Genomic DNA, 23,513 nt, shown 5'->3' with positions numbered 1-23,513 from the left:
AGACCTGATGTCCGTCACCGAACTGCTCGTCATCATCGCCGGCCTCTGCCTGCTCGGGGCTGCCGTCTACGCCGCCGTCCACAAGGGCTGGGTCGCCGCCCTCGCCTGCCTCGCCGGGGCGCTGCTCGTCTTCGCAGGCTTCCTGCCTGACATCACCTGACCTGGAGGTCACCATGCCCGAACAGCAGGCGCTCGTCGAGCGCGTGCCGCTCGCCGAGGCTACGGGCGGGCAGGCCCCGAAAAACCGCAAGTTCCGGGCGCGGATCATCGCCGGGGACGTGCAAGGCAGTTCCGGCTTCTACCCGGCGGCGATGCTGCGGCAGGACGGCCCCGCCGTATTCGTCCAGGGTCTGCCCGTGTTTTTGGATCACCCGGGCGTCACCGAGGCGTACGAGCGGCCCGAGCGCTCCGTGCGCGACCTGGCGGGCCATCTGGCCACCACCGCGGTCTACGAGGGCGACGGCCTGTACGCCGACGTCGAGGTGTACCCGCACTGGGCGCCCGTCATCGAAGCCATGGCCGAGCACATCGGCATGAGCATCCGCGCCTTCGGCACCGTCGAGGCGTCCACCGAGGACAACATTCGCGGCCCGATCGTCACCAGCCTCGCCGAGGCGTCCTCCGTGGACTTCGTGACCGCCGCAGGAGCTGGAGGAAAGATCGTGGCACTGCTGGAATCGGCCCGCGCTCAGTCGGGGGACCTGCTGAGGTCCGCCACTGAGGCGAAGGCGCCGCCGTTCAAGAAGAAGGACGCCAAGGGCCAGGACGACGACAGCAAGAAGCCAGACGACGCCGAAGACGTCGAACCGGATGAGGACGACGACGAGGAGGACCTGCCCCCCTTCCTCAAGGGCAAGGTCGCGCCCAAGTCGAAGCCTGCGGCGAAGGTTTCGGAGGCGCGCAACGTCGGCCACTGGCTGGAGTCCCGCATTCATCGGCTGTTCACCGAGATGTGCGACGACATGTTCGGCGAGGGCCGGCTGTCTCGCGACGAGCGCATCGGCCTGTCGCAGGCGATCGGCGAAGGGCTGACCGCGTTCAACGCGAAGGTCGCCGACCAGATGCCTCACCTGTACGAGCGGGACCTGTGGGACGACCCCTCCCCTCCCGTAGCGGCAGACGCCGCCAACCCCGAGAACCCCGCGCCCACCGAGGTGGCGGAATCCAAGAACGAGCCGGGCAGCTCGCCCGCCGTCGAGAACGAAAGAGAGGTCGGCATGCCCGAGCTCACCGAGGCCCAGGCGCGCGAGCTGGAAGAGGCGCGCACCACCGCTGAGGCTGACAAGGCCGCCGCGCTGCAGGAGGCCGCTGACGCCAAGCTGATGCTGGCCCGCTTCACCGCCCTGGAGGCCGCCCGTCCCATCGCCACGAAGGTGCTGGCCGAGTCCGGCCTGCCCGCCGGCGCGCAGGCCAAGCTCCTGGCCGCGGTCACCTCCGAGAGTGTCCCGCTGACCGGCGAGAACACCCTAGACGAGTCCGCTCTGAAGACCAGCGTGGAGGAGGCGGCGAAGGCCGAATCCACCTACCTGGCCTCCCTCGCCGAGGGTGAGGGCGCCGGTCAGGTCCGCGGCCTGGGCGAGTCCGCCACCTCGTCCGCGTCGTCCGTCTCGGATGCGGCGACCGTGACGGCGCTGGAGGAGACGTACAAGTCCCGCGGGCTCAGTCCCGAAGCCGCCCGCCTGGCCGCTGTCGGCCGCCCGTAACCCCGGAAGGACCTGAACTTTCATGGCAACCAACATCGTTTTCGAGGACGGCGACCAGCTCAGGGTCAACGTCTCCGGAGTCACCGGCTCCGGCACCGCTGGCCTGATCATGTCCGGCGACCCGGGCGTGCTGGTGGACCTGCCGTTCGTCGCGCTGACGGACGAGGACTCCGACGGCTTCGCCACCGTCAAGTGCAACGGCGTAGCCGACCTGTTCGTGGACGCCGAGGGCGGCAACGTGGTGCCGGGCACCCTCATGTACTTCGACTCCGCCGACGCCAACAAGATCAATGACGCGTCGTCGGGCAACAAGCGCTTCGGTTACGCGCTCGGCTCCGTCACCAGCGGCGCGACCGGCACCATCCCCGTCAAGATCGGCTATTAGGAGTCCATCCCATGACCACCCTTTTCAACTCTTCGGTCGAGCGGATCGACTCCGAAGCAAACGCCCTGCGCGAGTCGTTCGGCGGCCAGCGCAAGGTGTCGACCGGCGTCCCCCGCCGTGACCCCAAGTGGGAGCGGGCCCTGCTCGAAGCTGAGGCTTTCGTCCAGGACATCCGCTACGGCCGCCGGCCGCTGCACCACTTCTCCGAGGCGATGTCCACCAGCGATTTCCCGCTGCTGTTCGCCGACTCGCTGGACCGGCAGATGTACGGCGCCTACGAGGCGGTGCAGCCGACGTGGATGAACTACGCCAGGGCTGCCACCGTCAACGACTTCCGGGCCGTCAAGCGGTTCGCCTCCACGGGCGTCCGCGGCCTGCTGTCCAAGGTCGGCGAGCTTGCCGAGCACGAGCGGCGCGGCATGGACGAGGTCGCGTACGAGTACGCGGTCTCCAAGTATGAGGCCGGTTTCGCCCTCTCCTGGGAGGCGATGATCAACGACGACCTCAACGCTTTCATGCGGCTCCCCCAGGACCTCGCCGACTCCGCCCGCGACTCGGAGGAGGAGTTCGTCACCCGCCTGTTCTGCGGCGTTGACGGGCCGCTCACCAGCGTCTACACGGGCAGCAACCTGCTCACCGCAGCCCTGGACCGGGCAGCCCTCCAGTCGGCGATCACCACACTGATGAAGCGGACCGACGAGAACGGCAACCCGATCGTCGTCAAGGCAGTCGAACTCGTCGTCGGCCCCGGCCTGGCCCTCCAGGCGCAGGAGATCATCGACACGACCGAGTACCGGACCGTGGACGCCAGCGGCAACGTTCGCATCATCTCGGGTAACGGCGTGGCCGCGAACCTGCGGATCTCCGTCAACTACTGGATCCCCAGCGTCGCCACCAGCTCGAACGCCGACACCTCCTGGTGGGTGTTCGCCAACCCGAGTGGGCCGAGGCCCGCGATGGAGTTCGGCCGGCTGCGCGGCTTCGAGGCGCCCGCCCTGTACGAGAAGGTGCCGGACATGCGCCGGATCGGCGGCGGCGAGGAGCCGTTCAGCTTCGACACCGAGGCGGCCGAGAAGAAGATTAAGCACGTCTATGGCGGAAGTTTCGTCGACAGTCGGATGAGCATCGCTTCGACGGGAGCTGGGGGTTAATCCGTAGCAGGCGGAATCGGCAAGTTGTGATGATGCACCTTGCTGTGGCAGGAGATGCAAAGCAGCACGAGATTCGATGCACTGTGGTCGTGCTTCTCGCCGTCGATGTGGTGAACGGCATGCGTTCCGCTGCCGCGCGGTGCACCGCACAATCGACACACGTGCTGATCGCGCTGGGCAATCTGCTGCTTGAGCCTGGGCGTGAAACCGGGCGTGTAGCCCTTGAGCCGCGCGCCGCCCTTCCATGCGGGATTGCCCGCTCCGGTCATCTGGGCGGATTGCCGTGCCGATTTCCAGGTCCACTCGTTCCGGTATTTCTGGGCTAACGTTGCCGACACTTTGGCGCGCTGCTCAACGGTCCACGGCATCCCGGGCAGGCCGCGCTTGGCTCCTTGAATCGCTTGGGCGGCGCACGACGACGAGCAGAAGCGGAATCGCTGGGCCGCGGAAGGCAAGAGTCCTGCTCTGGTCAGCCCACACACTGGGCACGCCTTCGTGATCCGCTCAGTGCGCGGGCCACGCGGGCCACGTTGGGCATGGCCTGCACAGGATGGCGAGCAATACGTGCGTGACCTCTCCGTTCCTGGCGTCCGCCAGACGTCAATTCCGCAGGTTTGACAAGGGATCCATTGCCCGTTGATGCGGGCGAGGTTCGGTACACCGATCGAGGCAGCGACCTTGCAGCCTCGGCTGCAGTAGTTCGCCTCGTACTTCGCGAGTTGCGACGGCTTGCGTGTGAACGTCTGCCCGCATGTTCGGCAGGTCGCCACTCGCAAATCTTCACTGCCGAAGTGCTTGATCCGGTTGCGGCTCCGGAGCGTGCTTAAGCACTCCTTGGAACAGGTGATCGCGTTGTTCTGTCGTGCGCGGCTTGCCTTCACGGTCCATTCGGTGTCGCAGATAGCGCAACGAACCGGAACTCGACTTCCTCCACCTCTACCCATGATCCATTGTCCCACCGAAGAGATGGCGATGCAGGCAATTCGACATGTCAACCGGACATTCTGATGACTGATCCTCCCCGCCCAATCACTACCGACCAGAAGTACCTGGCTGCGGTCGTTGATCGGCTCGACTGCCAGAACGAGTTGCTCACGCGTATCCTCGACCGTCTCCCTGAACCGCCCCCAGCGGGCGACGGGCAGACGGTCGAGCTGCGTGAGCCCTCCGTGCACGCGCCCCCAGCGAAGGCGTCATCTCCTGAGCCGCCGCCGGCCACCGCGCGCAGCACGCGAAAGACCGCCCCGAGAACCAAGCCGAAGGGAACCACCTGATGGCCAACGCCGCCTACTACGGCACCAAGCCGAGCGAGATCCTGAAGGCCACGGCGACGCTCGACTTCGCGTCCATCGCGGCCGGCGCGGTCGGCACGCTCACCGCCACCGTGACGGGCGCGGCCACCGGAGACTTCGCTGTCGTGGCCCCGCCTGGCAACCTCAACGCCGGCCTGGTCGTGTCCGCGTTCGTGTCCGCCGCCAACACGGTGACGATTCGCATCATCAACGGCACCGCCGGTGCGGTCGACCCCGCGTCGGCCACGTGGGGGATCGCGGTCATCCCCGCCTAGGAGGCGTGATGGCGATCGACTACAGCACCGATGTGGGCCGGGTTCGTCTCCTCATCCCGGACACCGACGCTGACAGCCAACTGCTGATCGACCCGCAGATCGACGCCCTCCTGTCCATGGAGGGCTCGGTCAAGCTCGCTGCGGCGGCAGCGTTGGAGATCATCGCCTCGAATGAGGCGCTGGTCGGCAAGGTCATCACGACGCAGGACCTGTCCACGGACGGCCCGAAAGTCGCTGCCGAACTCCGATCACGCGCCAAAGACCTGCGCCAGCAGGTGGACGAGGGCGTGGGGGACGACAGCGTCGGCTTCGACGTCCTGGACTTCGACCCGCATCTCGGCGTCCTCGGCTACGAACCGTAGAGGGGAGGACCGGTGTCTCCTCTCGCGGGCAGCGCCCCGATCCACGGCCGATGGTCGGAGCATCACCGGCCGGTAGCCACAGGCGCGCAGACGGCCCGGTGCTCCATCACCCGCACCACCGGCGACGGCAGCCTGGACGGGGACGGCGTGTGGCATCCGCCCACGTCGGCCGCCGTCTACACGGGGCCCTGCCGTATCACCGCGCCGTCCCCCTCGCGGGTGCAAGTCGTCGGCGAGCAGCAGACCGCCATCGCCGACTACGAGATCACCATCGAGTGGGACGCGGCGGAGGTCCTCGAACACGACCTTGTGACGGTCACCTCGGCTAAGGACCCCGGCATCGTTGGCAAGCAACTGATTGTCACCGACATCCGTCACGCGACCGAGCGGTTCGAGCGCGTCCTGAAAGCCAAGATCAACCTCACCGAACCGGAGGGGTGATGAGTTGGGACGCCTCCGGCCTGGACAATTTGGCCGCAGACCTTGCAGGGGCGGGGCCGAAAGCTGAAGCGCTCACCCGGACCGTCGTCCAGAAGATCGCGTTCGACACGGTGGCAGGCGCCCAAGCGAGCGTGCCCGTCGACACGGGCAACCTGAAGTCCACCATCGGACAGGACTTCGACGATGACGGCATGGGCTTCGAGGCCGGCCCCACGGCAAACTACGGAAATTTCGTCGAATACGGGACGAGCCGCATGAGTCCCCAGCCATACATGCGTCCTGCTTTCGACCGAGCCGTAAAGCCCATCGACGAAATCATGCGCCAGGTCGGAGAGAAGGCGCTCGAATGATCCCCATCGCGCCCACGACACCACACACCAACGCGGTCGTGGCCGCCATCACCGCCGTTCCAATGCTGGTCGATCGTGCGAAACAGCCAGCCGGATCGGGCTGGCAGGGTACGCCCGGCGCATCCACCTTCGTCCGGTACGCCGTCGTCTATCCATCGCCGGGAATCCCTGACGGCAATGCGGCTGAGCCGCTGGAGTATCTCGACTACGCCGCCCAGATCAATGTGTTCGGCGCCACCGAGACGCAAGTCGAAGGGGCCACCGACGACGTCAGGGCCGCCCTGATCGGGCAGCGTCTCACTGTGTCGGGCCGTTCCACTTACCGCGTCCAGGCGGCTCCCGGCCAGGCGCCGATCATTCGAGACGACACGGTCCCAACGCCTGTGTACATGGCGGTCGTGGAGATCGCGTTCCGCTCCCAGCCGACCTAGGCCACATCCACTTCACATAGCCCGCCACCTGCTGGTGTCCGGGCTCTTTTGCATGCCCGAAAGGAGCCCGTAGTGGCTACCCGCACAGCTCAGGCGATCACGGTAGGTGGGGTCACGCCCACCTATCACGCCGCCACCGCCACCACCGGGGACAAGGTCCTCGCCGACTCCCGCACGTGGGTGCATTTCAAGAACGGGTCGGGCGGTGCGATCACCGTCACCGTGTCCGGCGCTGGCGAGACCAGCTATGGCGAGGCGCTGCCGGACAAGGTCTACAACCTGTCGACCGGCGCCGAGCAGTGGATCCCGATGCTGCCAGAGTTCGGCGATCCGGAGGACGGCCGGCTGGTCACGTTCGTCGCCGCCCCGGTCACGACGGTCACGTTCGCGGTCGGGCGGATCTGATGCCCCGCCCGAAGATCAAGGTCCGGTCGAAGACCACCGGCCTCACCGCGCTCATCTCGCCGGACGCTCTCCGGCATTTCCCCGACTACGAGCGGGCCGACGCGCCTCAGGCGCCGCCCGCCAGCTCGGGCCAGCCGCCCGCAGGGCCGGTCGAGGACCCCAAGCCCAGCACGCGCCGCAGCACGGCGGCCAACACCACCGAAAAGGAGTGACCGATGGCTGCCGACCTTCTCGGTGATGGCAACGTCAAGGTGACGTTCTGCCTCACCGTCGCCAACATCAATGCGCCCACCGCCGCCGAACTGAACGCCGGCGTCGACCTGCAGGAGTACATCACCAAGGACGGGCTCGGCATCTCGCCCGAGCAGGCCGCGGTGGACAACACCGCGCTCGCCTCCCGCGACGAGACCGAAGACGCGGGTACGGTGAAGTACAGCATCGAGCTGACCGTGAAGCGCAAGGAAGAGACGGCCGAGGACATCGGCTGGGACACCCTCACCGACCGGCAGCTCGGCTACCTGGTGGTGCGGCGTAACCTGCCGCACGAGACCAGCTACGTCGCCGCTCAGACCGTCGAGGTGTATCCGGTCCGGTGCGGGCGGCCGAACATGCAGCCTCCCGAGCTCAACGCGGCGCAGCGCTTCGTGTCGAAGCTGTTCAATCACACCACCGCCGACTCTGACGCGACGGTGGCCGCCTGATGCAGTCGATCGACGACATTCTCGGGCAGATTCGTCTGCCCGAGCGTGTCTACCCCCTGTGCATGCGCGCCGACCTGCGGGCGGAGTGGGAGCAGGCCGAGCAGGAGCTGGCCAAGGCCGAGGCTCAGGCCCGCGACTCGCTCGCGGGTGTGGGCGCGGCAGGCAAAAAGGTCGCCTCCCGGATTCAGCAGCTGGAGCAGGAGATGGCCGATCATACGATCGGCATCAAGCTGCGGGCTGTCACCCACAAAGGCTGGTCGGATCTGCTGGCCGCCCATCCGCCGCGGGAAGACACCGACGATGGCGCGTTCAACACGGACACGTTCGGTGTCGGCCTGCTGGCTGCGTGCGCCATCGACCCGGCTATGACGTTCGATCAGGCCGGGCTGCTGGTGGACCGGTTGACGATCGGTCAGTGGAACGACCTGTTCAACACGTTGTGGCAGCTCAACAGGTCCGGCGATGACATCCCAAAATCGCGGAGAGCATCCGAAGCTCTCCGGAAGTCGCCGAAGAAGTAGCGCTCGCCGCCGCGTACGGGCTGCCCAGGTCGATCATGCTGGGCAAGCGGCGCACCTCGGTCGTCTCCTACGAGTACGACGATGACGGCCGCATGCTCCGCGAGGTGGTCACGCACGACCCCGAGTGGACGAATGAGGATCTGGCGTACGCGAAGGCGTGGCGGAGGATCGAGGCGGACCGCTGCCCCGGCTGCGGCTTGCCGTTGTCGGAGACGACCAACCCCGACCACGAAGGCATGTATGAGGCTCCGCCGCCGACCCGGTGCCACGCCTGCACGCCGCTGGAGCACCGCAAGTCTGAGTACACGGAGAGCCCGCCTGGCCTGCTGTTCCGCGTGTTCTCGAAGGTGAAGAAGGCAGTCGGCCGGTGACCTACTCCAGGCCGGCGCACTCCAGCGCCGTCTCGGGGTTGGCGAGGATGCACTCCTCGATCTGCTGTTGCTGCTGCAGGTTGCCGCGCTCCTGGCTGGCGCTCAGCATGTAGAGGCCGACTGCGATCGGCAGCGCCGCGAAGCCGAGGGCTAAGCCGCCCGCGGCGAACATCTTGCCGCCCTGGCTTTTGGCGGCGAGCGCAACGATGGCGAGGACCACGGCCGCGAAGCCGACGACCAGGCCTACACCGCGCAGCGCTGGCAGTAGCGCGAGGGCGGAGCCGGCCACCCCCATCACCAGCGACGTGATGGCGAGCCCTTGGCTGTGCCGCGGCGCGGCATGACTGGTGGGCCCTTGCGGCGTCTGCGGCGGGCTGTACATCTGCCCGTACGGCTGCGGCGGCTGCTGGGGGTAAGGCCGGTCGTCCTGAGGTCCGTACTGGCTCACGTGTGGCTCCTGGGGAGAGGGATGTGCGCGCGTAGGACGCGCCACTTGGTGGCCCGGTTGGCACGATCCCACGACATCCCCTGACCAGTCCCCGATTCGGCCGCTTTCGGCCCTTCGATGAGGAGGTGTCGGGTGGCTGACAGATCTGTAACGGTCAAGCTGACGGCCGATGTTAAGTCGTTCATCGCCGCGATGGCCAAGGCCGAAGCGGCAGCTAAGAAGTTTCGCGATGGGCTCGGTGACGGGTCGGGGGACCCGTTCGAGCCGTACGACCGCGAACAGCAGAAGCGTAAGCGGCAGGCGCCCAAAGAGGGCGATCAGATCGCCGGCGCCTTCGCCAAGGCGTTCTCCCGTCGTCTCGAAGCCGCGTTCAAGAGCCTTCCAAAAGCCGAGCTGGACGCCGACGCCTCAGAAGCGCGACAGAAGCTGCAAGAGGTTCGCGCCAGCCTGCAAACCCTGTCGTCGAAGCAGATCGGCCTCGACATCGACGCAGGGTCCGCCCTCGCGGAGATGGCCAACCTCCACCTCGCGCTGGACCGCCTGTCTGAGTCGGCTGAGATCGACGTGCGCGCCGACACAATGGCCGCTCTCACCCAGCTGCAGGCTCTGCAGCGGGAGATCGACAAGCTGGGCGAGCCGGAGCCGATCACGCCCGACGTGGACGTCAATCCGGCCCGCACTGCGCTTGAAGAGCTCAAGGCGCGGATGGCCGAACTCAACGGCCGCCGCATCGGCATCGACCTGGACGCTGCTGCCGCTCGAACGGAAATCGCCGCAATCGAGCGGGAACTGCAGCGGCTGAACACTTCCACCACGGACATCGACGTCCAGGTCGACACCGTGCAGGCACTCTCGGAGTTGCGTGCGCTGGAGTCATCGCTGTCGTCGGTCAGCGGCAGATCCGCGCGGATCAACGTGGACGCGGACGTGGGCGGAGCCCTGTCCGCAATCGCGATGGTGGGCGCCGCGCTGGCGTCGCTGCCCGCGGTGACGTCCATCGCGGTTGGCGTGAGCGTGCTCGGCGCAGCTTTCACCGCCGCAGGTGCGGGCGCCGCGGGTTTCGCCGCGGTTGCCGTGCCGAGCCTCGGGCGCATCAATGAGGCACTCAAGCAGCAGGCGTCCGCCGCTGGTGGCGCCGGAGGGGCGACGAAGAGCGCGGGCCAGTCCGCGGCCGAAGCAGCCTCCCGCGCGCTCCAGCTGGAGCAGGCCGAGCGCAGGGTCGCCGACGCCCAGAAGGGCGTCAAGCAGGCCCAGGAAGACCTGACGCGGGCACGACGGGACGCCAAGCGGGCGCTCGACGACCTCACCTTGTCGGTGAAGGACGCCGCACTCGCGGAGCAGGACGCAGCGCTGTCGGTGGAAGAGGCGCGGCAGCGACTCGCCGAGGTGCAGACCGACCCCGACTCCGACGAGCTCGACGTCAAGCGCGCCGAACTCAACTACCGCATGTCGGTGCAGCGGCTGGAAGAGCAGTCCGTCCGAACGAAGCGCCTGAAGGAAGACCAGAAGGAAGCCGCCAAGGCCGGCGTCGAAGGATCCGACCAGGTTCGGGCCGCGCAGGACAAGCTCTTGAAGGCCGAGACCGACCTGGCGATGGCGTCCAAGCAGCTCACCGTGTTGAAGCTGCAGCAGAAGGCCGCGATGGAATCCGCTGGCGGGGCTGCTGGCGGTGCCGCTTCCAAGATGGCGGAGCTGTCCAAGGCCGAGCGAGCCTTGGCCAAGGACGTCAAGGCGTTCCAGGACGGCTACGTCGCGTGGCAGCGGAGCCTGCAGCCGGACGTGTTCCCGGCGATCCGCAGCGGCATGGACCTGATGTCGACCGGCATGAAGACCAGCACCCCGCTGGTCAAGGCCAGTGCGGCAGCGTTCGACGACTTCTTGAAGCAGGCCAACAAGGAGCTGAAGTCCGAGCAGTGGCAGAGCTTCTTCCGCGACCTGACCGAGCAGGCGCCGCGCGCCATCGACGGGCTCGGCGACAGCGCTCTGAACGTGGCCGGCGGGCTCACCGGCATCGTGCAGGCGTTCCTGCCGTTCACTGACGAACTGATGGACAACCTGGAGGACATCACCCAGGAGTTCGAGGATTGGGGGCAGTCCCTCGACGGGTCGCCCGAGTTTGAGGCGTTCATCGCCTACGTCCGCGAGAACGGGCCGAAGGTTGCGGAGATCTTCGGCAACATCGCCACCTTTGCAGGCAAGATCGTGCAGGTCGGGGCGGACGTTGGCCCAGGCGCGCTGGACTTCTTCGTGCAACTGTCGGAGAAGCTGGCGGACCTCGACCCTGGCCAGATCCAAGCGATCGCCACCGGCATCGGCCTGATCTTTGCCGCCGCCAAGCTCGGAACGACGCTCAAGCTTGGCGCGTTCGTCCTCCTGGCCGAGGTGCTCAGCCAGATGAGCCCCGGCCAGATCCAGGCGCTGGCGGTCGCCATCGCCGCCGTGGTCGTCGCGGTGAAGGGCTTCCAGGCCGTCAGCGGTGCCGTTGGCTTCTTCAGCAGCTTCGGCGAGGCCGTGGAGGGGGCGGGCAAGAAGGCCGGGGGAGCCCAGAGCAAACTCGCCAACCTGGCAGGGGTGTTCGGCAAGGGCGGCCTGATCGCTGCCACTGTGGCGGGCGTCGCGATCGCGTTCGACCAGATCGGCGACGCGGCGGCTGGCCTTAACCCGGACCTGGACAAGCTCGCCACCAACCTTGCCAAGTTCGGCGAGAGCGGCCAGGCCACTCAGGATGTGCTCGATCAGCTCGCCCCCAAGATGGCGGGGCTGACCGGCGGCATCGAAACGTTCGCCGATTCGGCCGCCCGGCTGTCGAGCGACAATCCGATCCTCGGGTTCATGCACACTCTGGGCGACACGATCGACTCCTCACTTGGCATCCAGCTTGATAACGGTAAGCAGGCGGTCGACAACTTCGACGCGTCCCTGTCCAAGCTGGTCGCCGGCGGCAACGCAGAGCAGGCCGCCGTCACCTTCAAGCGGCTCGCCGATCAGGCGATCGCAGCCGGTACGCCGGTGGAGAAGCTGAAAGATCTCTTTCCGCAGTACGCCGCGTCGATGGACGGCATCCCGGCGACTACCGGAGCAGTCGGCACGGCAGTGGAACTGCTGGGCGGGCAGGTGAACGGGGCACAACGCGAGATTGGCCAAGCGGCCGAACGGCTGGGCGTCTTTAGGGCGTCGCTGGACGAGTTCAACTCGCAGACGGACGCCGCCGCCACCGTGCGCGACATGGAGAAGGCGTTCAACGACGCCAAGACGGCGATCGACGGCGCCAACGGCAAGCTGACGTTGACGCCCGGTCTCACTGCCGCACAGCGTGACGCAGTCATCCAGGCGCGTGACGCTTTCGCCGGGTACGTCGAGAAGGTCCGCCTGTCGGCGGAGGGCCAGGTCACGCTTACGGGCAGGACCACCGAGGCACGTGACGCGGTGCTGCGGCAGCTCCCGGCGATGATCGACTTGGCTGGGAAGAATGAGGCCGCGCGCAATCAGGTGCTGGAGCTGGCCAAGGCGTACGGCATCTCCGAGTCCGACGCGATCAAGGCTGCGAAGGGCGGCCAAAACCTAGTCGAAGTCCTGGCCAAGCTGAAGTCGAAGGACATTCGGGTCGGCGCGGATGTGAAGCCGGCGCAGGAGGCCATCGACAACTTCGTCAAGCTCAACAGCGGTCGCAAGATCCCGCTGCATGTCTACACGAAGAACAGCCAGTTGGCGGCTGGTGCGATCATGCGCTACGCCGAGGGCGGCCTACAGAAGTTCGCCTCGGGTGGGCGTGCCACTCCTGCCCCGCACATCGCCGATTCGCCGACGATCCTGTACGGCGAAGGCAACGGGCCGGAGGCGTTCATTCCCTACGATCCCGCGTTCCGTGATCGGGCGATGGATCTGGTGTCACAGGTGGCGAGCGATTTCGGCGGCAAGTTCGTGTCCGGCCCCTCTGCCGGGTCGATGGGTGCGCCGGCCAACTCGTCTCGGGTGTCTGCCCCCCAGCGGGGCCCTTCCCGCGGGTATGCGACACCGCCCGGTGGCGGCAGCGCTGGCCCGGGCGGGGCGGCTGGTGCTTCGACGGTGGTGAACAAGACGGTCACGTTCCCGGACCTGGTAGTGCGGGAGAGCGCGGACGCCGCGGTGTTGTTCGCGCAGGCCAGCATGCATCTCGGCGGGCGCGGCTAAGCCCGCCCTTCAACATTCGAGTAGGAGGGCGGGTTCAGCCATGCCTTGGGATCCGGAGTCGGGTGTGCCTTTTGGCGCCTACATGCGGGGCGGTGAGCCGCTCGGTGAGGGCCGCAGCGTGGATGTGGTGACGGGTGAGCGGACGTCCGCCACCCGCGATCAGGTGCTGGTGGACACGCCCCGAGAGAAGCGGGTCATGGACCAGAACGGTCACGTGGTGACCGAACGAACCGACGAGCGCGGCGGCTACCACCGCGACGTGCGCATCAATTTGAGGTAGGGGGCGCACGGTGGCGATCACGCAGGACGGCTGGTTCAACGACACGATCATCGCAGCGTTGTCGAATACGATCGCGCTCGATCTGTCGAATACGACTCCGGGCACGTTCAAGGCGGCGCTGTTCGAGGAGGCGCTGACCCCGGACTTTTCGCAGGTGAGCCCGGCTTATGGGGCGTCTCCGTACGACGCGAACGAGACGTCAGGGCCCGGCTATACGGCGGGTGGCGTCAATCTGACCGTCACCTCGTTCGCGGAGCTGACGGCGGCCAACAAGATCGGCTGGAAGATGTCGGCGATCGGCTGGACGTCGGCGACGATCTCCGCCCGGGGCCTGCTCATCTACGTGCCGGGCCTGTCCAACAGGGCCGTGCTGCTCCGCGACCTCGGGCAAGAATACGCATCTCAGGACGGAAGCTTCGACGTCACCTTCAATGCTGACGGCGTATGGCGCTCCGTGTGGCGCACCGCGGCCTAACCACTTTCGACCTTCCACCCTCGCCAGCGTGCGGGGGTTTTCGCATGTAAGGAGCATGATGCGGATCTTCCAGAACAGCCTCAGTGTGGGCCTAAACGCTTACAAGGATCTGTACCGCGAGGTGGTGGGGCTGAACATGCTCCCCGAGTACACACCGCGCCACCTGGTCATCGTGCAGAACTTCTCAGAGGGCCCCGTCTACCTCGGCGGCGAGATGAACATGACGGCAAATCCAGGTGGACTGGCAGATGCAGGCTACGTCCTGGCCGCTGGTGCCGAATTTCGGCTGGAGATGAGTCACTTCCGGCTCTGGGCGCACAACCCCGGCTCCCAGGTCCTTTCCGGCATTCGCGTTCTGATCGTGGTGCACTGACATGGCCAAAAGCGGTTACGTCGTTACGTCGGGTTCGGTGTCCCTGGTCGCCTCGACGCTCAAGTACGTGCTCGGCGTGCAGGCCGGGACCGAGTACGGCGTGGACCTGAAGAAGCTCCGGATCGGGTTCAACGGCGTAGACGCGACCGACGCGCCGACGCTGGTGGAGTTGTGCGCTGTCACGTTCGCCACGAACGCGCCCGGCACCAACTCCTCGCCCGTGACGCCGCGGCAGGTGTACGGCCGGCATGCCGCGACCGGGTTTCTGGCCGCGTCGAACTGGACGAGCGTGCCGACGGTGGTGACGGTGCTGGAGGAGTTCCTGCTGTCGCCGAATGGTGGGCTGGTCATGTACGACTGGCCGCTGGGTGACACCCCGGATTCGCCGCTGGGTGAGGGGTTCGCGGTCCGGTGCACGTCTGCGGACGCGGTCGCCCTGCGGGCCGCCATGTGGTTTGAGCGGTGCTAGATGCCCGCAAGCGTGCGCGCGGTGTCGTCCGGCCTGCTTGACGCGGTCGGGTCGATCAACGTCACCAAGCCGACCGGTGCGGTCTCCGGGGACGTGCTGATCGCCTGCCACAGCATGGTCCAGGGGACGCTGGCGAACATGGGCACCCCGACGGGTGGTGCCACGTGGGAGTCGCTGGCGACCCGAGCTTCGGGGACCGACTACGACAACAAGACGAAAATCTGGTGGAAGGTCGCAGGCGGTAGTGAGCCGGCGAACTACGGGTTCACGCAGAACAGCAGCAGCACGGGCGTGATCGCGATCGCGGCCGTGATGGGCGCGAACACGGCGCTGACGCCGGTGGTCGCCCAGACCGGGAATGACGCGTTCTCCACGTCGGTGCCGTCGCCCGGCATTACCCCGGCAGGGGATGACGACCTGGAACTGCGGTGGGTGTCGGGTCAGCCGGACTTCGAGACCATCACCTGGACGGTCCCCGCCACCTACACCGAAGAAGCCGATCTGCAGGCGGGCGGCAACAGCACGGGCGCTCTCGCGTCCAAGCAGCTCACATCCGGGGCTGCGACCGGGTCACTCAATTTCACGTCGCTGCTCACGTTGGGCTTCCGGCACGGGTTCACGATCGCGGTCGCGTCGGCGGGCGTGCCGCAGACCCGGCGCCCGGTCGTGTCGACTGCCGCGGTTCGCCGCGCCGCCAACTGGTGATGGGGGGTGGCGGGTGGCTCGTCTAGGCCGCGCCAGGCCGAACCGTCCGATCGTGGTCAGGGCGCCGTACACGCTGCAGGTCGATGTGGCGCTGCCCGTCTTCGAGACGGTCAGCGAGTGGCCGCCGGTCACGGTGACCACCCCGAACGTCAACCTGTTCCTCGGTCCGTTCGAGACCCTCTCGGAGTGGCCGGCGCTGACGCTGGCGTTCGACCAGAACTTCACGCTGCCCGCCTTCGAGACGGTCAGCGAGTGGCCGGCGATCACGGTCACGATCCCGCTTGTCGCAGGCGACCTCGTCACCACGGCCGGGCAGGTGGAGTGGAACTACACGCTGTGGGGGCCCGGCACGGACGTGGCCGTGCTGCTGCCGGTAGAAGGGTGGCGGGGCCTGCCGCAGGTGGACAACCTCAACGTCGCCCGGCCCGCCCAGCATGGCGCGTGGGATGGCCGCAAACTCTCCCAGCAGCGGCTCGTCACCCTCCGGCTGCAACCCAACTCGGGATCCAACCCGAGCCAGATCGACGACATGCTGACGCAGATCGACCTGGTCACCGGCCTGCCCGAGTCTGAGGCGCCGCTGCCTCTGGTGGTTAGAGGGTACGGCGATCCGCAGGTCGCCTACGGGCAGGTGATCGACCGGGATGTGGACATGGATGGCGATTACAACGCCGGCCTGCCCACCGTGACGGTGCTGATCGCGTGCGCGGATCCTCGCCGGTACAACATCGAGCAGACCGGCGTGAACGTGCCGGTCGGCATTCAGACGGTGCTGTCGAACGCGGGCAACACTTCCACGCATCCTCGGATCCGCGTGGATGGCCCGGTCACGAATCCGACCTTCGCCAACGCCGACACCGGCAGGACGCTGGCGTTCGCCCTCGACGTCCTCGCGGGTGAACAACTGGTGATCAACACGTTTGAGGGCACCGCCACCGTGGGCGGCGAGCCGGTCACCTCGACCATCACCGGCACGTCCGCGCCGATCGTCGACTTCACCCTGAGACCCGGAACGAACCGGGTCACCTACAGCGGCGACGCGGGCGGCGACCTGGCCGTGGCGCTGTACCGGGACGCCTGGCTGTAAATCCGATTCCACCGTTCGGGGGTGCAGTCGTGGCTGCTAGCGTGCGTTCCTCCTCGACCGGCGCCGAACAGGGCGGCCCCATCATCGTCCAGCGCCCGTCCGGGGTGCAGGCGGGCGACCTGCTGATCGCGATCTACTTCGGCGACTCGGGCCTGTCCGGGGTGAACTCCTCCGGGTGGACGAACACGGCCAGCCGCAACGCCGACGAGATGGCCTGCCGGGTGCTGCGCAAAGTCGCGACGGGCGGCGAATCGTCGCAGTACACGTTCGGGCAGCCGATCAACGCTGACGGCACCATGCACGTGATCTGCGTCAAGGACGCCGACACGACCTCCGCGCCGAAGGTTCAGTTCGCGCTGAACTTCGCCGAGACGCTCGTCACCCCGTCGGTGAGCCCGGCGTCTGCGTCGCACCTGGAGATCAGGGCGGGCTGTACGAGCTCGTTCCCGACGGCTGTGACGTTCACGGCGCCGTCGAACTATCAGATGCGCGGCACCATCAACGCGCCGGCCGGGTTCATCGCCTCGGCGGCGGCCAGCCGGCAGCTGAACTCCAGTACGGCGTCCGGCTTGAAGTCGTTCGGGGTCGCTCCGACCGGTACCCGGTTCGGGCTGGGCGTGTCCATCTCGATCGGGTCCGCCGTCCTGGGGCCGGTCCCGGATCCGCCGCCGCCGTTCACGCCGGGCGTGGGCACGTCGCAGTACCGGTACGTCTTTCGGGACTGGGGCGGCACCTACCTGGACGACCTCGAACTGTCCAACGTCCGCTTCGACAAGCGGCTTCTGCAGGCGGGCACGTTCTCCGCGCAGATCGCGGTACCGAACCGGACGGTCGCCCAACGGGTCGGCCGAGTGATCCCACGGGACCAGGAGGGGACAGGCGGGATCACCGACCTGTCCATTGGCCCTGGTGTGATCACCTGCGAGATCTACCGCGACGGCGCCATCTGGGGCGAGTACTGGATCACCGCGACCAAGACTGGCCGTTCCCGCGGCAGCACCCCGACGATCCAGCTGCGCGGATCCACTATGGATGCCTACCTGCTGCACGTCGAGCTGCAGGAGTTGCTGGAGTACGTCGGCGACGACCAGATCGACATCGCCCGGTCCCTGATCCAGCACATGCAGGGGCAGCTGCACGCCAGCCTCAACCTGGTGCTGCAGGAGGGCACGTCCGGCGTCGTCCGAGACCACACCTACAAGCCGGACGAAGCCACCTACGGGCAGCGCCTCCTCGAACTCGCCCAGCTCGACAACGGGTTCGAGTGGACGATCAACCACGTGCTCGGGGCAGCGGGAGTGGAACGGCACTGGGTGTGGGGATACCCGACGCTTGGATCAGCGGGCGTCGAGCACGTGTTCGTCGACTCGCCGAACGGCGGCGACATCCTCGACTTGGACGAAGAACTCGACGCGCTCCGCGGCGGCACCATCTGGCGGGCACGTGGCGGGATCGACCCGGCCGAGGCGGCAGACGCCTCCACCACCTCGACCCCGCTCATGTCGGCGCCGGCAGAAGCCGCAGCGCATCTCAGCGCCGGTTGGCCTCGCCTGGACCGGACGCTCAACTACAACTCCGTGATCGTGCAGCAGACGCTGGACGACTACGCCACCTACTGGGCGGCGACAGCAGCGGGCGCGTTGCGGGTGGACTCGGTGACGGTCGCGTTGGGGGCGGAGCCGTCCTTCACCCCGAACAGTCTCGGGGATCAGGCACGCCTGTACTTCAACAACGAATGGCACCTGCCCCATAGCCGGGTCAGGCGGATCATCGGCATCGGCATCACCCCGACGAGCAAGCAGTCCGGCAAAGAAGAAGCGCAACTGATCTTCGAGGGGTTGGAGGTGGCCTGATGGACAAGTACCCGGGTGACGTTCTCGCCGACATCCGCAAGCTCCAAGCCGAAGTGGCTGAACTGAAGGCTTTGCTGCATCAGCGGTCCGGCCTCACGACCGCCTCGCAAGGCTGGGTGATCGGCAACGTGGCCAGCCCGTCCACACCCGCCGCTGGTGGGCATCTGTTCGCCACCGCCGGGGAACCGTTCTGGAAAGACTCCTCCGGCACGACCACTTCGCTGCTGTCGCAGCCGGTACCTCAGGCAGCGGATGTAGGCGGCATGTCGGGCTTGTCCACGCCGAACTCGTGGCCGGAGACCTACAACCGCGCCAACGGCGAGGCAGTGCAGGACGACCTCACCATGCTGCGCACCTTCGGCCTGGACCTCCGCGCCGCGCTGCGGGCGGTCGGGCTGATGGCCTGACCCCTCGATCGTGGCCGCCCGCGCAGGGCTTGATGCGCCCCCAAGGGCACGGGCGGCCACCACCTTTCCCCATGTCAGCCCCCCTTTTTCTTCTGTTGGAGGCTGTGAGTGGAGTGGACGCAGATCCCCGTCGTGCAGTTGGGGGCGTTCGGCGTCCTGCTCGGCGTGCTGTGGCTGGTCGGCTGGATGGTGTTCAAGGGCCACCTCGTGCCGTCCACGCTCGCCACCCGCGCCACCCTCGATGACGTGCGGGCCGACCGGGACGCCCGGGTGGCTGAGGCGAACGCTGACGCCGACGAGTGGCGGGCCTTGTACGTGCGCGAGTGCGAGGCGCACGAACTGACGCGCCGTGCGCACGCCGAAGAGATCCGGGCGGCGCTGCTGGCCTCCACGGAAGGAGCCCAAGTGGCTGCCGTACTCCTGGCTGAGATCCGGTCGCGGCAAATCGGGGCCGGATCGTGAACGACCACGAGGACGAGAGGCTGCCGGACATAGACGAGGCCAGACGTGCGGCCGAGGATTCCCGGCAGCGCGCCGAAGAGGACCTGAGGCTGGCCCGCGAGAGGGCGGCACGCGCCCGCTCGATCGCAGCCAGGTTGCGGCGCCTGCGGGAGGCGAACGGATTCTCGGAGCTGTTCGATGACGCTTTTGGGGGTGGTAGCCGTGCTTGACGGGACCGCCTATCTGGTGGGGACCGTACTGGTGCTGGTGTCGGCGCTGCTGGCTGTCGCGTGTGTGGCGGCTCAGGCGCTGCTGGCCCGTTGGTGGGAGACGCCGTCCGGCAGGCATGTGATGGCGTTTCAGCTTGTGCTGGCGGTGTGTCTGTCGCTGTGGGCGTTGCGGTTGGCGGTCCCGGACGGGCGGTGGTTCGTCGCCCTGCGCTTGATCGCTTTCAGCGGCGTCCCGGTCGTGCTCGCGTGGAGGCTCACCATCATCATCCGGACCTGGCGCGCTAAGCGTCGAGAGCATCAGAAACAGGGGTGACCTGGAACATGCAGCTGATCAAGCGCAGCGAGTTCGGGTGGGGCGCTTCCGGCGCTTCGACCGCACGTCCCACGCGCGGGCTAGTCATCCACTACGACGGCTCTGACCAGAACCTGGCGGGCAAGCCGCACGCGTCCTGCGTGGACTACTGGCGTCGCACCCGGAAGTTCCACATGGGGTCGAACCGTGGATGGGCCGACATCGGCTACTCGTGGGGGGCGTGCCCGCACGGCAAGGTGTTCGAGGGGCGCGGCCTGGACCGGATCCAGGCGGCACAGCCGGGCGGCAACGCCGACTGGTACAGCGTGACGCTCATGTCCGGCCCTGGCGAGAAGCCCACGGCCGCTCAGATTGAGGCGGTGCGCGGCCTGCGCGCGTGGCTGATGTCGAAGGGCGTCGCCGGCGCGGTGAAGGGCCACCGCGACTTCTACAGCACTTCCTGCCCCGGGGACAGCCTGTACCGGCTCGTCCGGGACGGCACCTTTACCAAGGGCCCCAGCGGCTCACAGGCCATCGAGGAGGACGACGACATGGACGTTAACGCCTTTTGGCACGACGCCCGGATCAAGATGAACAAGGGTGAGGACGCCGAGTCGGAGCGTTCGCCTGCGGCTTTTCTGCAGGAGCTGGAGACGGAGCAGGACCGGACCCAGCAGCGGCTGGACCGGATCGAGGCGAAGCAGGACGAGATCCTCGCCAAGCTCGGCGCGCTCGGCAAGTAGCCGCACACACCTGTCTTTTCCTCGGGTGGTCCACCAGATGTGGGCCGCCCTTTCGCATTCCCAAATCCCCCCGCCGAGTGCGGGCCTCACCCCTTGGAGGGGCGCATGAAGAGTGACGAGCTAACCGGCGAGCCGGTCCTGTACGCGACGTTCGTGGCCATGGTGGTGCAGTTCGTGGCCGCGTTCTTCCTGCCGTGGTCGGAGGAGATGACCGCTGGCGTGAACGCGGCTGTGCTGGCCGCTGCGGGCGTGTGGATGGCGTTCACCACCCGCAGCACGGACAACGGCGGCAGCATCAAGGCGGCCATTCTGGGCTTCGTTCAGGCTGCGATCTCGGCTGCGATCACGTTCGGTTGGGACGCCACCCCGGAGAAGACGGCGGTCATCATGTCGCTCGTGGGTGCTGGCGTGGCGGTGTTCCTGCGGCAGACCAGCAAGCCGAAGAGCGCCTACAACCTGGCGGCCTGACCGCCCCACGTACGCGCCTACCTCCCCGGGTGGCGACATGAGAGCGCCTCGCTTCGGTCCTTCGGGACTGGGGCGAGGCGCTCTTTTCGCATGTCCGGGGTCAGGCAGCGAGCACGGGGCTATATGTCATCTAGCTGCACGTGGAGTTCCGGCTCCCCGCCTTCGTCGCGCGCGATCACGCCGATCGTCTGGTCGCATGGGTCGCCCCACAGGGTGCGCAGTTTCTCTCTGACCTGGTCCAGTTCGGCCACGGTGTCCGGGCGGCGATCTACCTGCCACGCCTGCACTGTGGCGGTGTCGTCTTTGTGGACTTCCGTGAGAATGACCGTGATGACTGGGTCTTCTACTTCCAGGTCGTCAAGGGTCGCCATGTGTCCTCCTTGCTCGTGACGGCTACGCCAGGGTGACGCAAAGAGGCCCTGTCCCCGGTGCAAGCGGGGGCAGGGAGATGGTGCACGGGCCCGGCTTCGCAAGCGCGCCGGGCCACGCGCTGAACGTACTACTCGGGCGCTGTGACGGTCCACCGGAATGCGTAACCCGAGGGCTGCCACGAGTACGGGTCGTGCATCCGCTCCTGACGCTCCAGCTGTGCCCCCTCGGGCAGTTCCCCCGCCTCGACGAACCGGGCAATGGCGTCGTCGATCGTGTCGCCGTCCTTGAACGGCGCGGCCACGATGACGCTGTCAGAGTCGTCCACGATCAGCCACGCGGGGCCTTCGCTGGGCTCTTCGCTGCCGTTGCTGGCGAGGATCTGGAAGGTCGTCATGGTGCACTCCTGGGGGATGAGGTGGATGGGGACGATGGCGGCGACTCGGCGGCCGTGCCGGGTGACGTAGGTGGTCTGGCCTGAGTACTCCGCTCGGTTGACCAGGTCGCCGAACTTGGCGCGTCCTTCGCGGAGGCCGATCTCGTTCTCGCTCACCTCCATGAGAGTACACAGTTGTCATTGTGTACACAAGGGCGATTGGCCTAGGAATGCGAAACGCCCGCCCTCCTCCGGGAGGGCGGGCGTCGTCGTACGTCTAGGGTCAGGCGGCGTCGGCCCACACGATCACATTGCTGACGTAGTGGTTGATCCTGCGGTCGAAGTCGCCGCCGCAGGTGATGAGCCTCAGCGCCGGGCCGTCCGTCTTCCCCCAGATGGCTTTCACGGGGAGCGCGGTCTTGTCAGTCTGCTGCTGGCGGCGGGCCACGAACTGATGTACCTTGCCGCTCTTGTCGGTGATGGCGATCTTCTCTCCGCGCTTCAGCTGCTTGAGCTTGGCGAAAACGTCCGGACCGGTCTTGCTGTCCACATGGGCGACGACCACGGCCGGTCCGTCCTGCCCCGGGCGGGGGCCTTCGGTGTACCAGCCCGCCTTGCCAAAGTCGGGCGTCTCCATGTCGCCGTTGGCCTTGAGTCCGACCTTGACGATGCGGGCGTCTACGCCGATCGACGGGATGCGGATCCGCTCCGGCTCGGCCGCGCGAGGCGACTTGGTGAGCGTGGGAGTGCTGATGCTTGAGGGGGGATCTTCCGCAGCGAGGCGCGGCTGAGCTTGCCCAGAAGGGCCGTTCCCGCCGCAGGCGGACACGAGGACCAAGGCGGCGGCTACGGCGGCGAGGCTACGCATGGAGGGCTCCAGAAAGGGAAGCGGGGCTGGACCGCTCCAGCGCAGTCCAGCCCCAGGGGGGATTACTTGGTGGCGAGGCCGCCGAGACCGGTGTCGACCCTGTCGGGGACGATCACGTCATTGACGACGATCACGCGGGTGTTGGTCTGGGTAACGGTCGGCTCGGGAGTCGGCTCCTGGGTCTCCGTCTCGGTGACGGTCGGGGTCGGCTCCGGGGTCGGAGTGGCGGTCGGCTCCTCGGTGGGAGTCACGGTCGGGGTAGGCGTCGGAGTCGGGGTGACGCACTCCGCCACTCGGACGAGGCCTCGGTTCCAGCGCGTCCAGTAGGACGCCTCCTGGGCCTTGCTGACCGTGCTGCGGGCGTCGACGACCTTGACCTTGGCGTCAGCGAGAGCCGACTCGGCGTCGAGGTACGGCTCGATCAGGGCGATCTTCTCTAGCGCCTCGGCGCGATGCTCCGTCTGGTCCTGGTCAGCGGCGACGACCTTCAGCCTCGCGAGCTCTGCAGCCCATGAGCCTGCCCACTTGTCGGTCTTGGTGGGGAGAACCTTGTCCGCAGCATCGAACTTGGCCTGAGCTGCCACCTCGACGCCGTTCGCCGTGCGGAGCACACGCTCCGCACGGACCACCGCTACGGCCTTGGCCCGCCAGTCGTGAGACCGAGCCCACCACTGCACGGCCAGAGCGCCGGAGCCGTAGCGGGGACGCAGCTCACGCTGAACCGTCGAACGGGCAGGGACGGCGACAGGGCCGACCGGGCGGTGGCCGACGACGCGGTAGCTGAACTGGGCGCCCCACCGGGTGGGGTTGACCAGGGAGAGGGGAGCGCACGCGTCTGCGACGTTCACGCTCGGCTTGGGGGCGGGGGTGGCGTGCGCCGGCCCGGCGATGGCCGCGCCAGTCACCGCCAGCGTCACGGCGGCCACGACGGCCGCGAGTCTGCTGTGCATTGAGGGTCCTCTCGGGGTGCCAGCCCTCGGGGGGAGCTGGTCGATCGGCGCGGCATCCTCCCCACTCCATACGGGCGGGCGAATATGCCAGCCGACTTATACAGTGTGGCGCAAAAGGCGC

At 67.4% G+C, this 23,513-nt stretch carries 33 protein-coding genes; 27 read left to right on the top strand and 6 right to left on the bottom strand.

Annotated features, from left to right (window positions below; translation table 11 throughout):
- The first annotated feature begins 7 nt into the window (after window positions 1–7).
- The 4 genes from ACIBQX_RS11360 to ACIBQX_RS11345 are packed head-to-tail and all read left to right on the top strand — an operon-like array spanning window position 8 to window position 3,239.
- Entirely contained in the window at window positions 8–160 is a 153-nt protein-coding gene (locus ACIBQX_RS11360; protein WP_397003133.1) for a hypothetical protein, read from the top strand.
- A gap of 13 nt (window positions 161–173) precedes the next feature.
- Window positions 174–1,703 (top strand): hypothetical protein, encoded by a 1,530-nt coding sequence (locus ACIBQX_RS11355; protein WP_397003131.1) that lies wholly within the window; start codon window positions 174–176, stop codon window positions 1,701–1,703.
- 22 nt (window positions 1,704–1,725) lie between these two features.
- On the top strand, window positions 1,726–2,088 hold the full coding sequence (locus ACIBQX_RS11350) for a DUF2190 family protein (RefSeq protein ID WP_397003129.1): 363 nt from the start codon (window positions 1,726–1,728) through the stop codon (window positions 2,086–2,088).
- Window positions 2,089–2,099: 11 nt separating this feature from the next.
- Complete coding sequence (locus ACIBQX_RS11345) at window positions 2,100–3,239, top strand: hypothetical protein (RefSeq protein WP_397003127.1); 1,140 nt, start codon at window positions 2,100–2,102, stop codon at window positions 3,237–3,239.
- Here the strand turns inward: ACIBQX_RS11345 and ACIBQX_RS11340 are convergent.
- Window positions 3,236–3,694: an HNH endonuclease gene (locus ACIBQX_RS11340; protein WP_397003125.1), complete on the bottom strand. Its 459-nt coding sequence runs from the start codon at window positions 3,692–3,694 to the stop codon at window positions 3,236–3,238. The two genes, ACIBQX_RS11345 and ACIBQX_RS11340, sit on opposite strands and share 4 nt — an antisense overlap.
- 818 nt (window positions 3,695–4,512) lie before the next feature.
- Here ACIBQX_RS11340 and ACIBQX_RS11335 point away from each other — a divergent pair.
- The 10 genes from ACIBQX_RS11335 to ACIBQX_RS11290 all read left to right on the top strand — a co-directional run bounded on the left by ACIBQX_RS11335 (window position 4,513) and on the right by ACIBQX_RS11290 (window position 8,388).
- Complete coding sequence (locus ACIBQX_RS11335; RefSeq protein ID WP_397003123.1) at window positions 4,513–4,806, top strand: hypothetical protein; 294 nt, start codon at window positions 4,513–4,515, stop codon at window positions 4,804–4,806.
- 8 nt (window positions 4,807–4,814) lie between these two features.
- The gene (locus tag ACIBQX_RS11330) at window positions 4,815–5,168 is read left to right on the top strand and encodes a hypothetical protein (RefSeq protein WP_397003121.1); all 354 of its coding nucleotides are present in this window, start codon (window positions 4,815–4,817) and stop codon (window positions 5,166–5,168) included.
- Window positions 5,169–5,180: 12 nt separating this feature from the next.
- On the top strand, window positions 5,181–5,609 hold the full coding sequence (locus ACIBQX_RS11325) for a DUF6093 family protein (protein ID WP_397003119.1): 429 nt from the start codon (window positions 5,181–5,183) through the stop codon (window positions 5,607–5,609).
- Complete coding sequence (locus tag ACIBQX_RS11320) at window positions 5,609–5,959, top strand: HK97-gp10 family putative phage morphogenesis protein (protein ID WP_397003117.1); 351 nt, start codon at window positions 5,609–5,611, stop codon at window positions 5,957–5,959. Before ACIBQX_RS11325 ends, ACIBQX_RS11320 begins: the two co-directional genes overlap by 1 nt.
- Window positions 5,956–6,390 carry a hypothetical protein gene (locus tag ACIBQX_RS11315; protein WP_397003116.1) on the top strand — a complete coding sequence of 145 codons (435 nt, stop codon included), beginning with the start codon at window positions 5,956–5,958 and terminating at the stop codon, window positions 6,388–6,390. Before ACIBQX_RS11320 ends, ACIBQX_RS11315 begins: the two co-directional genes overlap by 4 nt.
- Before the next feature lie 72 nt (window positions 6,391–6,462).
- Window positions 6,463–6,795 carry a hypothetical protein gene (locus tag ACIBQX_RS11310; protein WP_397003114.1) on the top strand — a complete coding sequence of 111 codons (333 nt, stop codon included), beginning with the start codon at window positions 6,463–6,465 and terminating at the stop codon, window positions 6,793–6,795.
- The gene (locus ACIBQX_RS11305) at window positions 6,795–7,007 is read left to right on the top strand and encodes a hypothetical protein (protein ID WP_397003112.1); all 213 of its coding nucleotides are present in this window, start codon (window positions 6,795–6,797) and stop codon (window positions 7,005–7,007) included. Before ACIBQX_RS11310 ends, ACIBQX_RS11305 begins: the two co-directional genes overlap by 1 nt.
- A 3-nt stretch (window positions 7,008–7,010) precedes the next feature.
- Complete coding sequence (locus ACIBQX_RS11300; protein ID WP_397003110.1) at window positions 7,011–7,496, top strand: hypothetical protein; 486 nt, start codon at window positions 7,011–7,013, stop codon at window positions 7,494–7,496.
- Window positions 7,496–8,017 (top strand): hypothetical protein, encoded by a 522-nt coding sequence (locus tag ACIBQX_RS11295; protein WP_397003108.1) that lies wholly within the window; start codon window positions 7,496–7,498, stop codon window positions 8,015–8,017. Before ACIBQX_RS11300 ends, ACIBQX_RS11295 begins: the two co-directional genes overlap by 1 nt.
- 35 nt (window positions 8,018–8,052) lie before the next feature.
- The gene (locus ACIBQX_RS11290) at window positions 8,053–8,388 is read left to right on the top strand and encodes a hypothetical protein (protein ID WP_397003106.1); all 336 of its coding nucleotides are present in this window, start codon (window positions 8,053–8,055) and stop codon (window positions 8,386–8,388) included.
- A 1-nt stretch (window position 8,389) separates the two neighbouring features.
- On the opposite strand, the gene ACIBQX_RS11285 is transcribed toward ACIBQX_RS11290, so the two are convergent.
- Window positions 8,390–8,836, bottom strand: coding sequence for a hypothetical protein (locus ACIBQX_RS11285; RefSeq protein ID WP_397003104.1), 447 nt, complete (start codon window positions 8,834–8,836; stop codon window positions 8,390–8,392).
- 132 nt (window positions 8,837–8,968) lie between these two features.
- On the opposite strand from ACIBQX_RS11285, the gene ACIBQX_RS11280 reads away from it, so the two are divergent.
- From ACIBQX_RS11280 to ACIBQX_RS11220, 13 genes are all read left to right on the top strand, one after another.
- Window positions 8,969–13,006 carry a hypothetical protein gene (locus ACIBQX_RS11280; protein ID WP_397003102.1) on the top strand — a complete coding sequence of 1,346 codons (4,038 nt, stop codon included), beginning with the start codon at window positions 8,969–8,971 and terminating at the stop codon, window positions 13,004–13,006.
- A gap of 64 nt (window positions 13,007–13,070) precedes the next feature.
- Window positions 13,071–13,286: a hypothetical protein gene (locus ACIBQX_RS11275; protein WP_397003100.1), complete on the top strand. Its 216-nt coding sequence runs from the start codon at window positions 13,071–13,073 to the stop codon at window positions 13,284–13,286.
- A 10-nt stretch (window positions 13,287–13,296) separates the two neighbouring features.
- A complete protein-coding gene (locus ACIBQX_RS11270; protein ID WP_397003098.1) occupies window positions 13,297–13,761 on the top strand; it encodes a hypothetical protein in 465 nt (154 codons plus the stop codon).
- 55 nt (window positions 13,762–13,816) lie between these two features.
- Complete coding sequence (locus ACIBQX_RS11265; protein WP_397003096.1) at window positions 13,817–14,134, top strand: hypothetical protein; 318 nt, start codon at window positions 13,817–13,819, stop codon at window positions 14,132–14,134.
- Between the two features lies 1 nt (window position 14,135).
- The gene (locus tag ACIBQX_RS11260) at window positions 14,136–14,603 is read left to right on the top strand and encodes a hypothetical protein (protein WP_397003094.1); all 468 of its coding nucleotides are present in this window, start codon (window positions 14,136–14,138) and stop codon (window positions 14,601–14,603) included.
- Window positions 14,604–15,308, top strand: a complete 705-nt coding sequence (locus ACIBQX_RS11255) for a hypothetical protein (protein WP_397003092.1) — start codon at window positions 14,604–14,606, stop codon at window positions 15,306–15,308.
- A gap of 52 nt (window positions 15,309–15,360) precedes the next feature.
- Window positions 15,361–16,395, top strand: a complete 1,035-nt coding sequence (locus tag ACIBQX_RS11250) for a phage distal tail protein (RefSeq protein ID WP_397003091.1) — start codon at window positions 15,361–15,363, stop codon at window positions 16,393–16,395.
- A gap of 29 nt (window positions 16,396–16,424) precedes the next feature.
- Entirely contained in the window at window positions 16,425–18,248 is a 1,824-nt protein-coding gene (locus ACIBQX_RS11245; RefSeq protein WP_397003089.1) for a hypothetical protein, read from the top strand.
- On the top strand, window positions 18,248–18,655 hold the full coding sequence (locus ACIBQX_RS11240) for a hypothetical protein (protein ID WP_397003087.1): 408 nt from the start codon (window positions 18,248–18,250) through the stop codon (window positions 18,653–18,655). Before ACIBQX_RS11245 ends, ACIBQX_RS11240 begins: the two co-directional genes overlap by 1 nt.
- A 108-nt stretch (window positions 18,656–18,763) precedes the next feature.
- Entirely contained in the window at window positions 18,764–19,117 is a 354-nt protein-coding gene (locus ACIBQX_RS11235) for a hypothetical protein (protein ID WP_397003085.1), read from the top strand.
- Between the two features lie 177 nt (window positions 19,118–19,294).
- Entirely contained in the window at window positions 19,295–19,639 is a 345-nt protein-coding gene (locus tag ACIBQX_RS11230; protein WP_397003083.1) for a hypothetical protein, read from the top strand.
- An 8-nt stretch (window positions 19,640–19,647) separates the two neighbouring features.
- Window positions 19,648–20,361 (top strand): peptidoglycan recognition family protein, encoded by a 714-nt coding sequence (locus ACIBQX_RS11225; RefSeq protein ID WP_397003081.1) that lies wholly within the window; start codon window positions 19,648–19,650, stop codon window positions 20,359–20,361.
- A gap of 105 nt (window positions 20,362–20,466) precedes the next feature.
- Complete coding sequence (locus ACIBQX_RS11220) at window positions 20,467–20,829, top strand: hypothetical protein (RefSeq protein ID WP_397003079.1); 363 nt, start codon at window positions 20,467–20,469, stop codon at window positions 20,827–20,829.
- Window positions 20,830–20,948: 119 nt separating this feature from the next.
- On the opposite strand, the gene ACIBQX_RS11215 is transcribed toward ACIBQX_RS11220, so the two are convergent.
- The 4 genes from ACIBQX_RS11215 to ACIBQX_RS11200 all read right to left on the bottom strand — a co-directional run bounded on the left by ACIBQX_RS11215 (window position 20,949) and on the right by ACIBQX_RS11200 (window position 23,392).
- The gene (locus ACIBQX_RS11215; RefSeq protein WP_397003077.1) at window positions 20,949–21,200 is read right to left on the bottom strand and encodes a hypothetical protein; all 252 of its coding nucleotides are present in this window, start codon (window positions 21,198–21,200) and stop codon (window positions 20,949–20,951) included.
- Window positions 21,201–21,328: 128 nt separating this feature from the next.
- A complete protein-coding gene (locus tag ACIBQX_RS11210; protein ID WP_397003075.1) occupies window positions 21,329–21,751 on the bottom strand; it encodes a type II toxin-antitoxin system Phd/YefM family antitoxin in 423 nt (140 codons plus the stop codon).
- Window positions 21,752–21,857: 106 nt separating this feature from the next.
- Window positions 21,858–22,403: a class F sortase gene (locus ACIBQX_RS11205; RefSeq protein WP_397003073.1), complete on the bottom strand. Its 546-nt coding sequence runs from the start codon at window positions 22,401–22,403 to the stop codon at window positions 21,858–21,860.
- Between the two features lie 101 nt (window positions 22,404–22,504).
- Window positions 22,505–23,392 carry a hypothetical protein gene (locus tag ACIBQX_RS11200; protein ID WP_397003071.1) on the bottom strand — a complete coding sequence of 296 codons (888 nt, stop codon included), beginning with the start codon at window positions 23,390–23,392 and terminating at the stop codon, window positions 22,505–22,507.
- Between the last annotated feature and the right edge of the window lie 121 nt (window positions 23,393–23,513).

It is taken from the genome of Nonomuraea sp. NPDC049714 (assembly GCF_044465295.1).
Classification (GTDB): domain Bacteria; phylum Actinomycetota; class Actinomycetes; order Streptosporangiales; family Streptosporangiaceae; genus Nonomuraea.
This window is presented reverse-complemented; position numbering and strand designations above follow the sequence as displayed.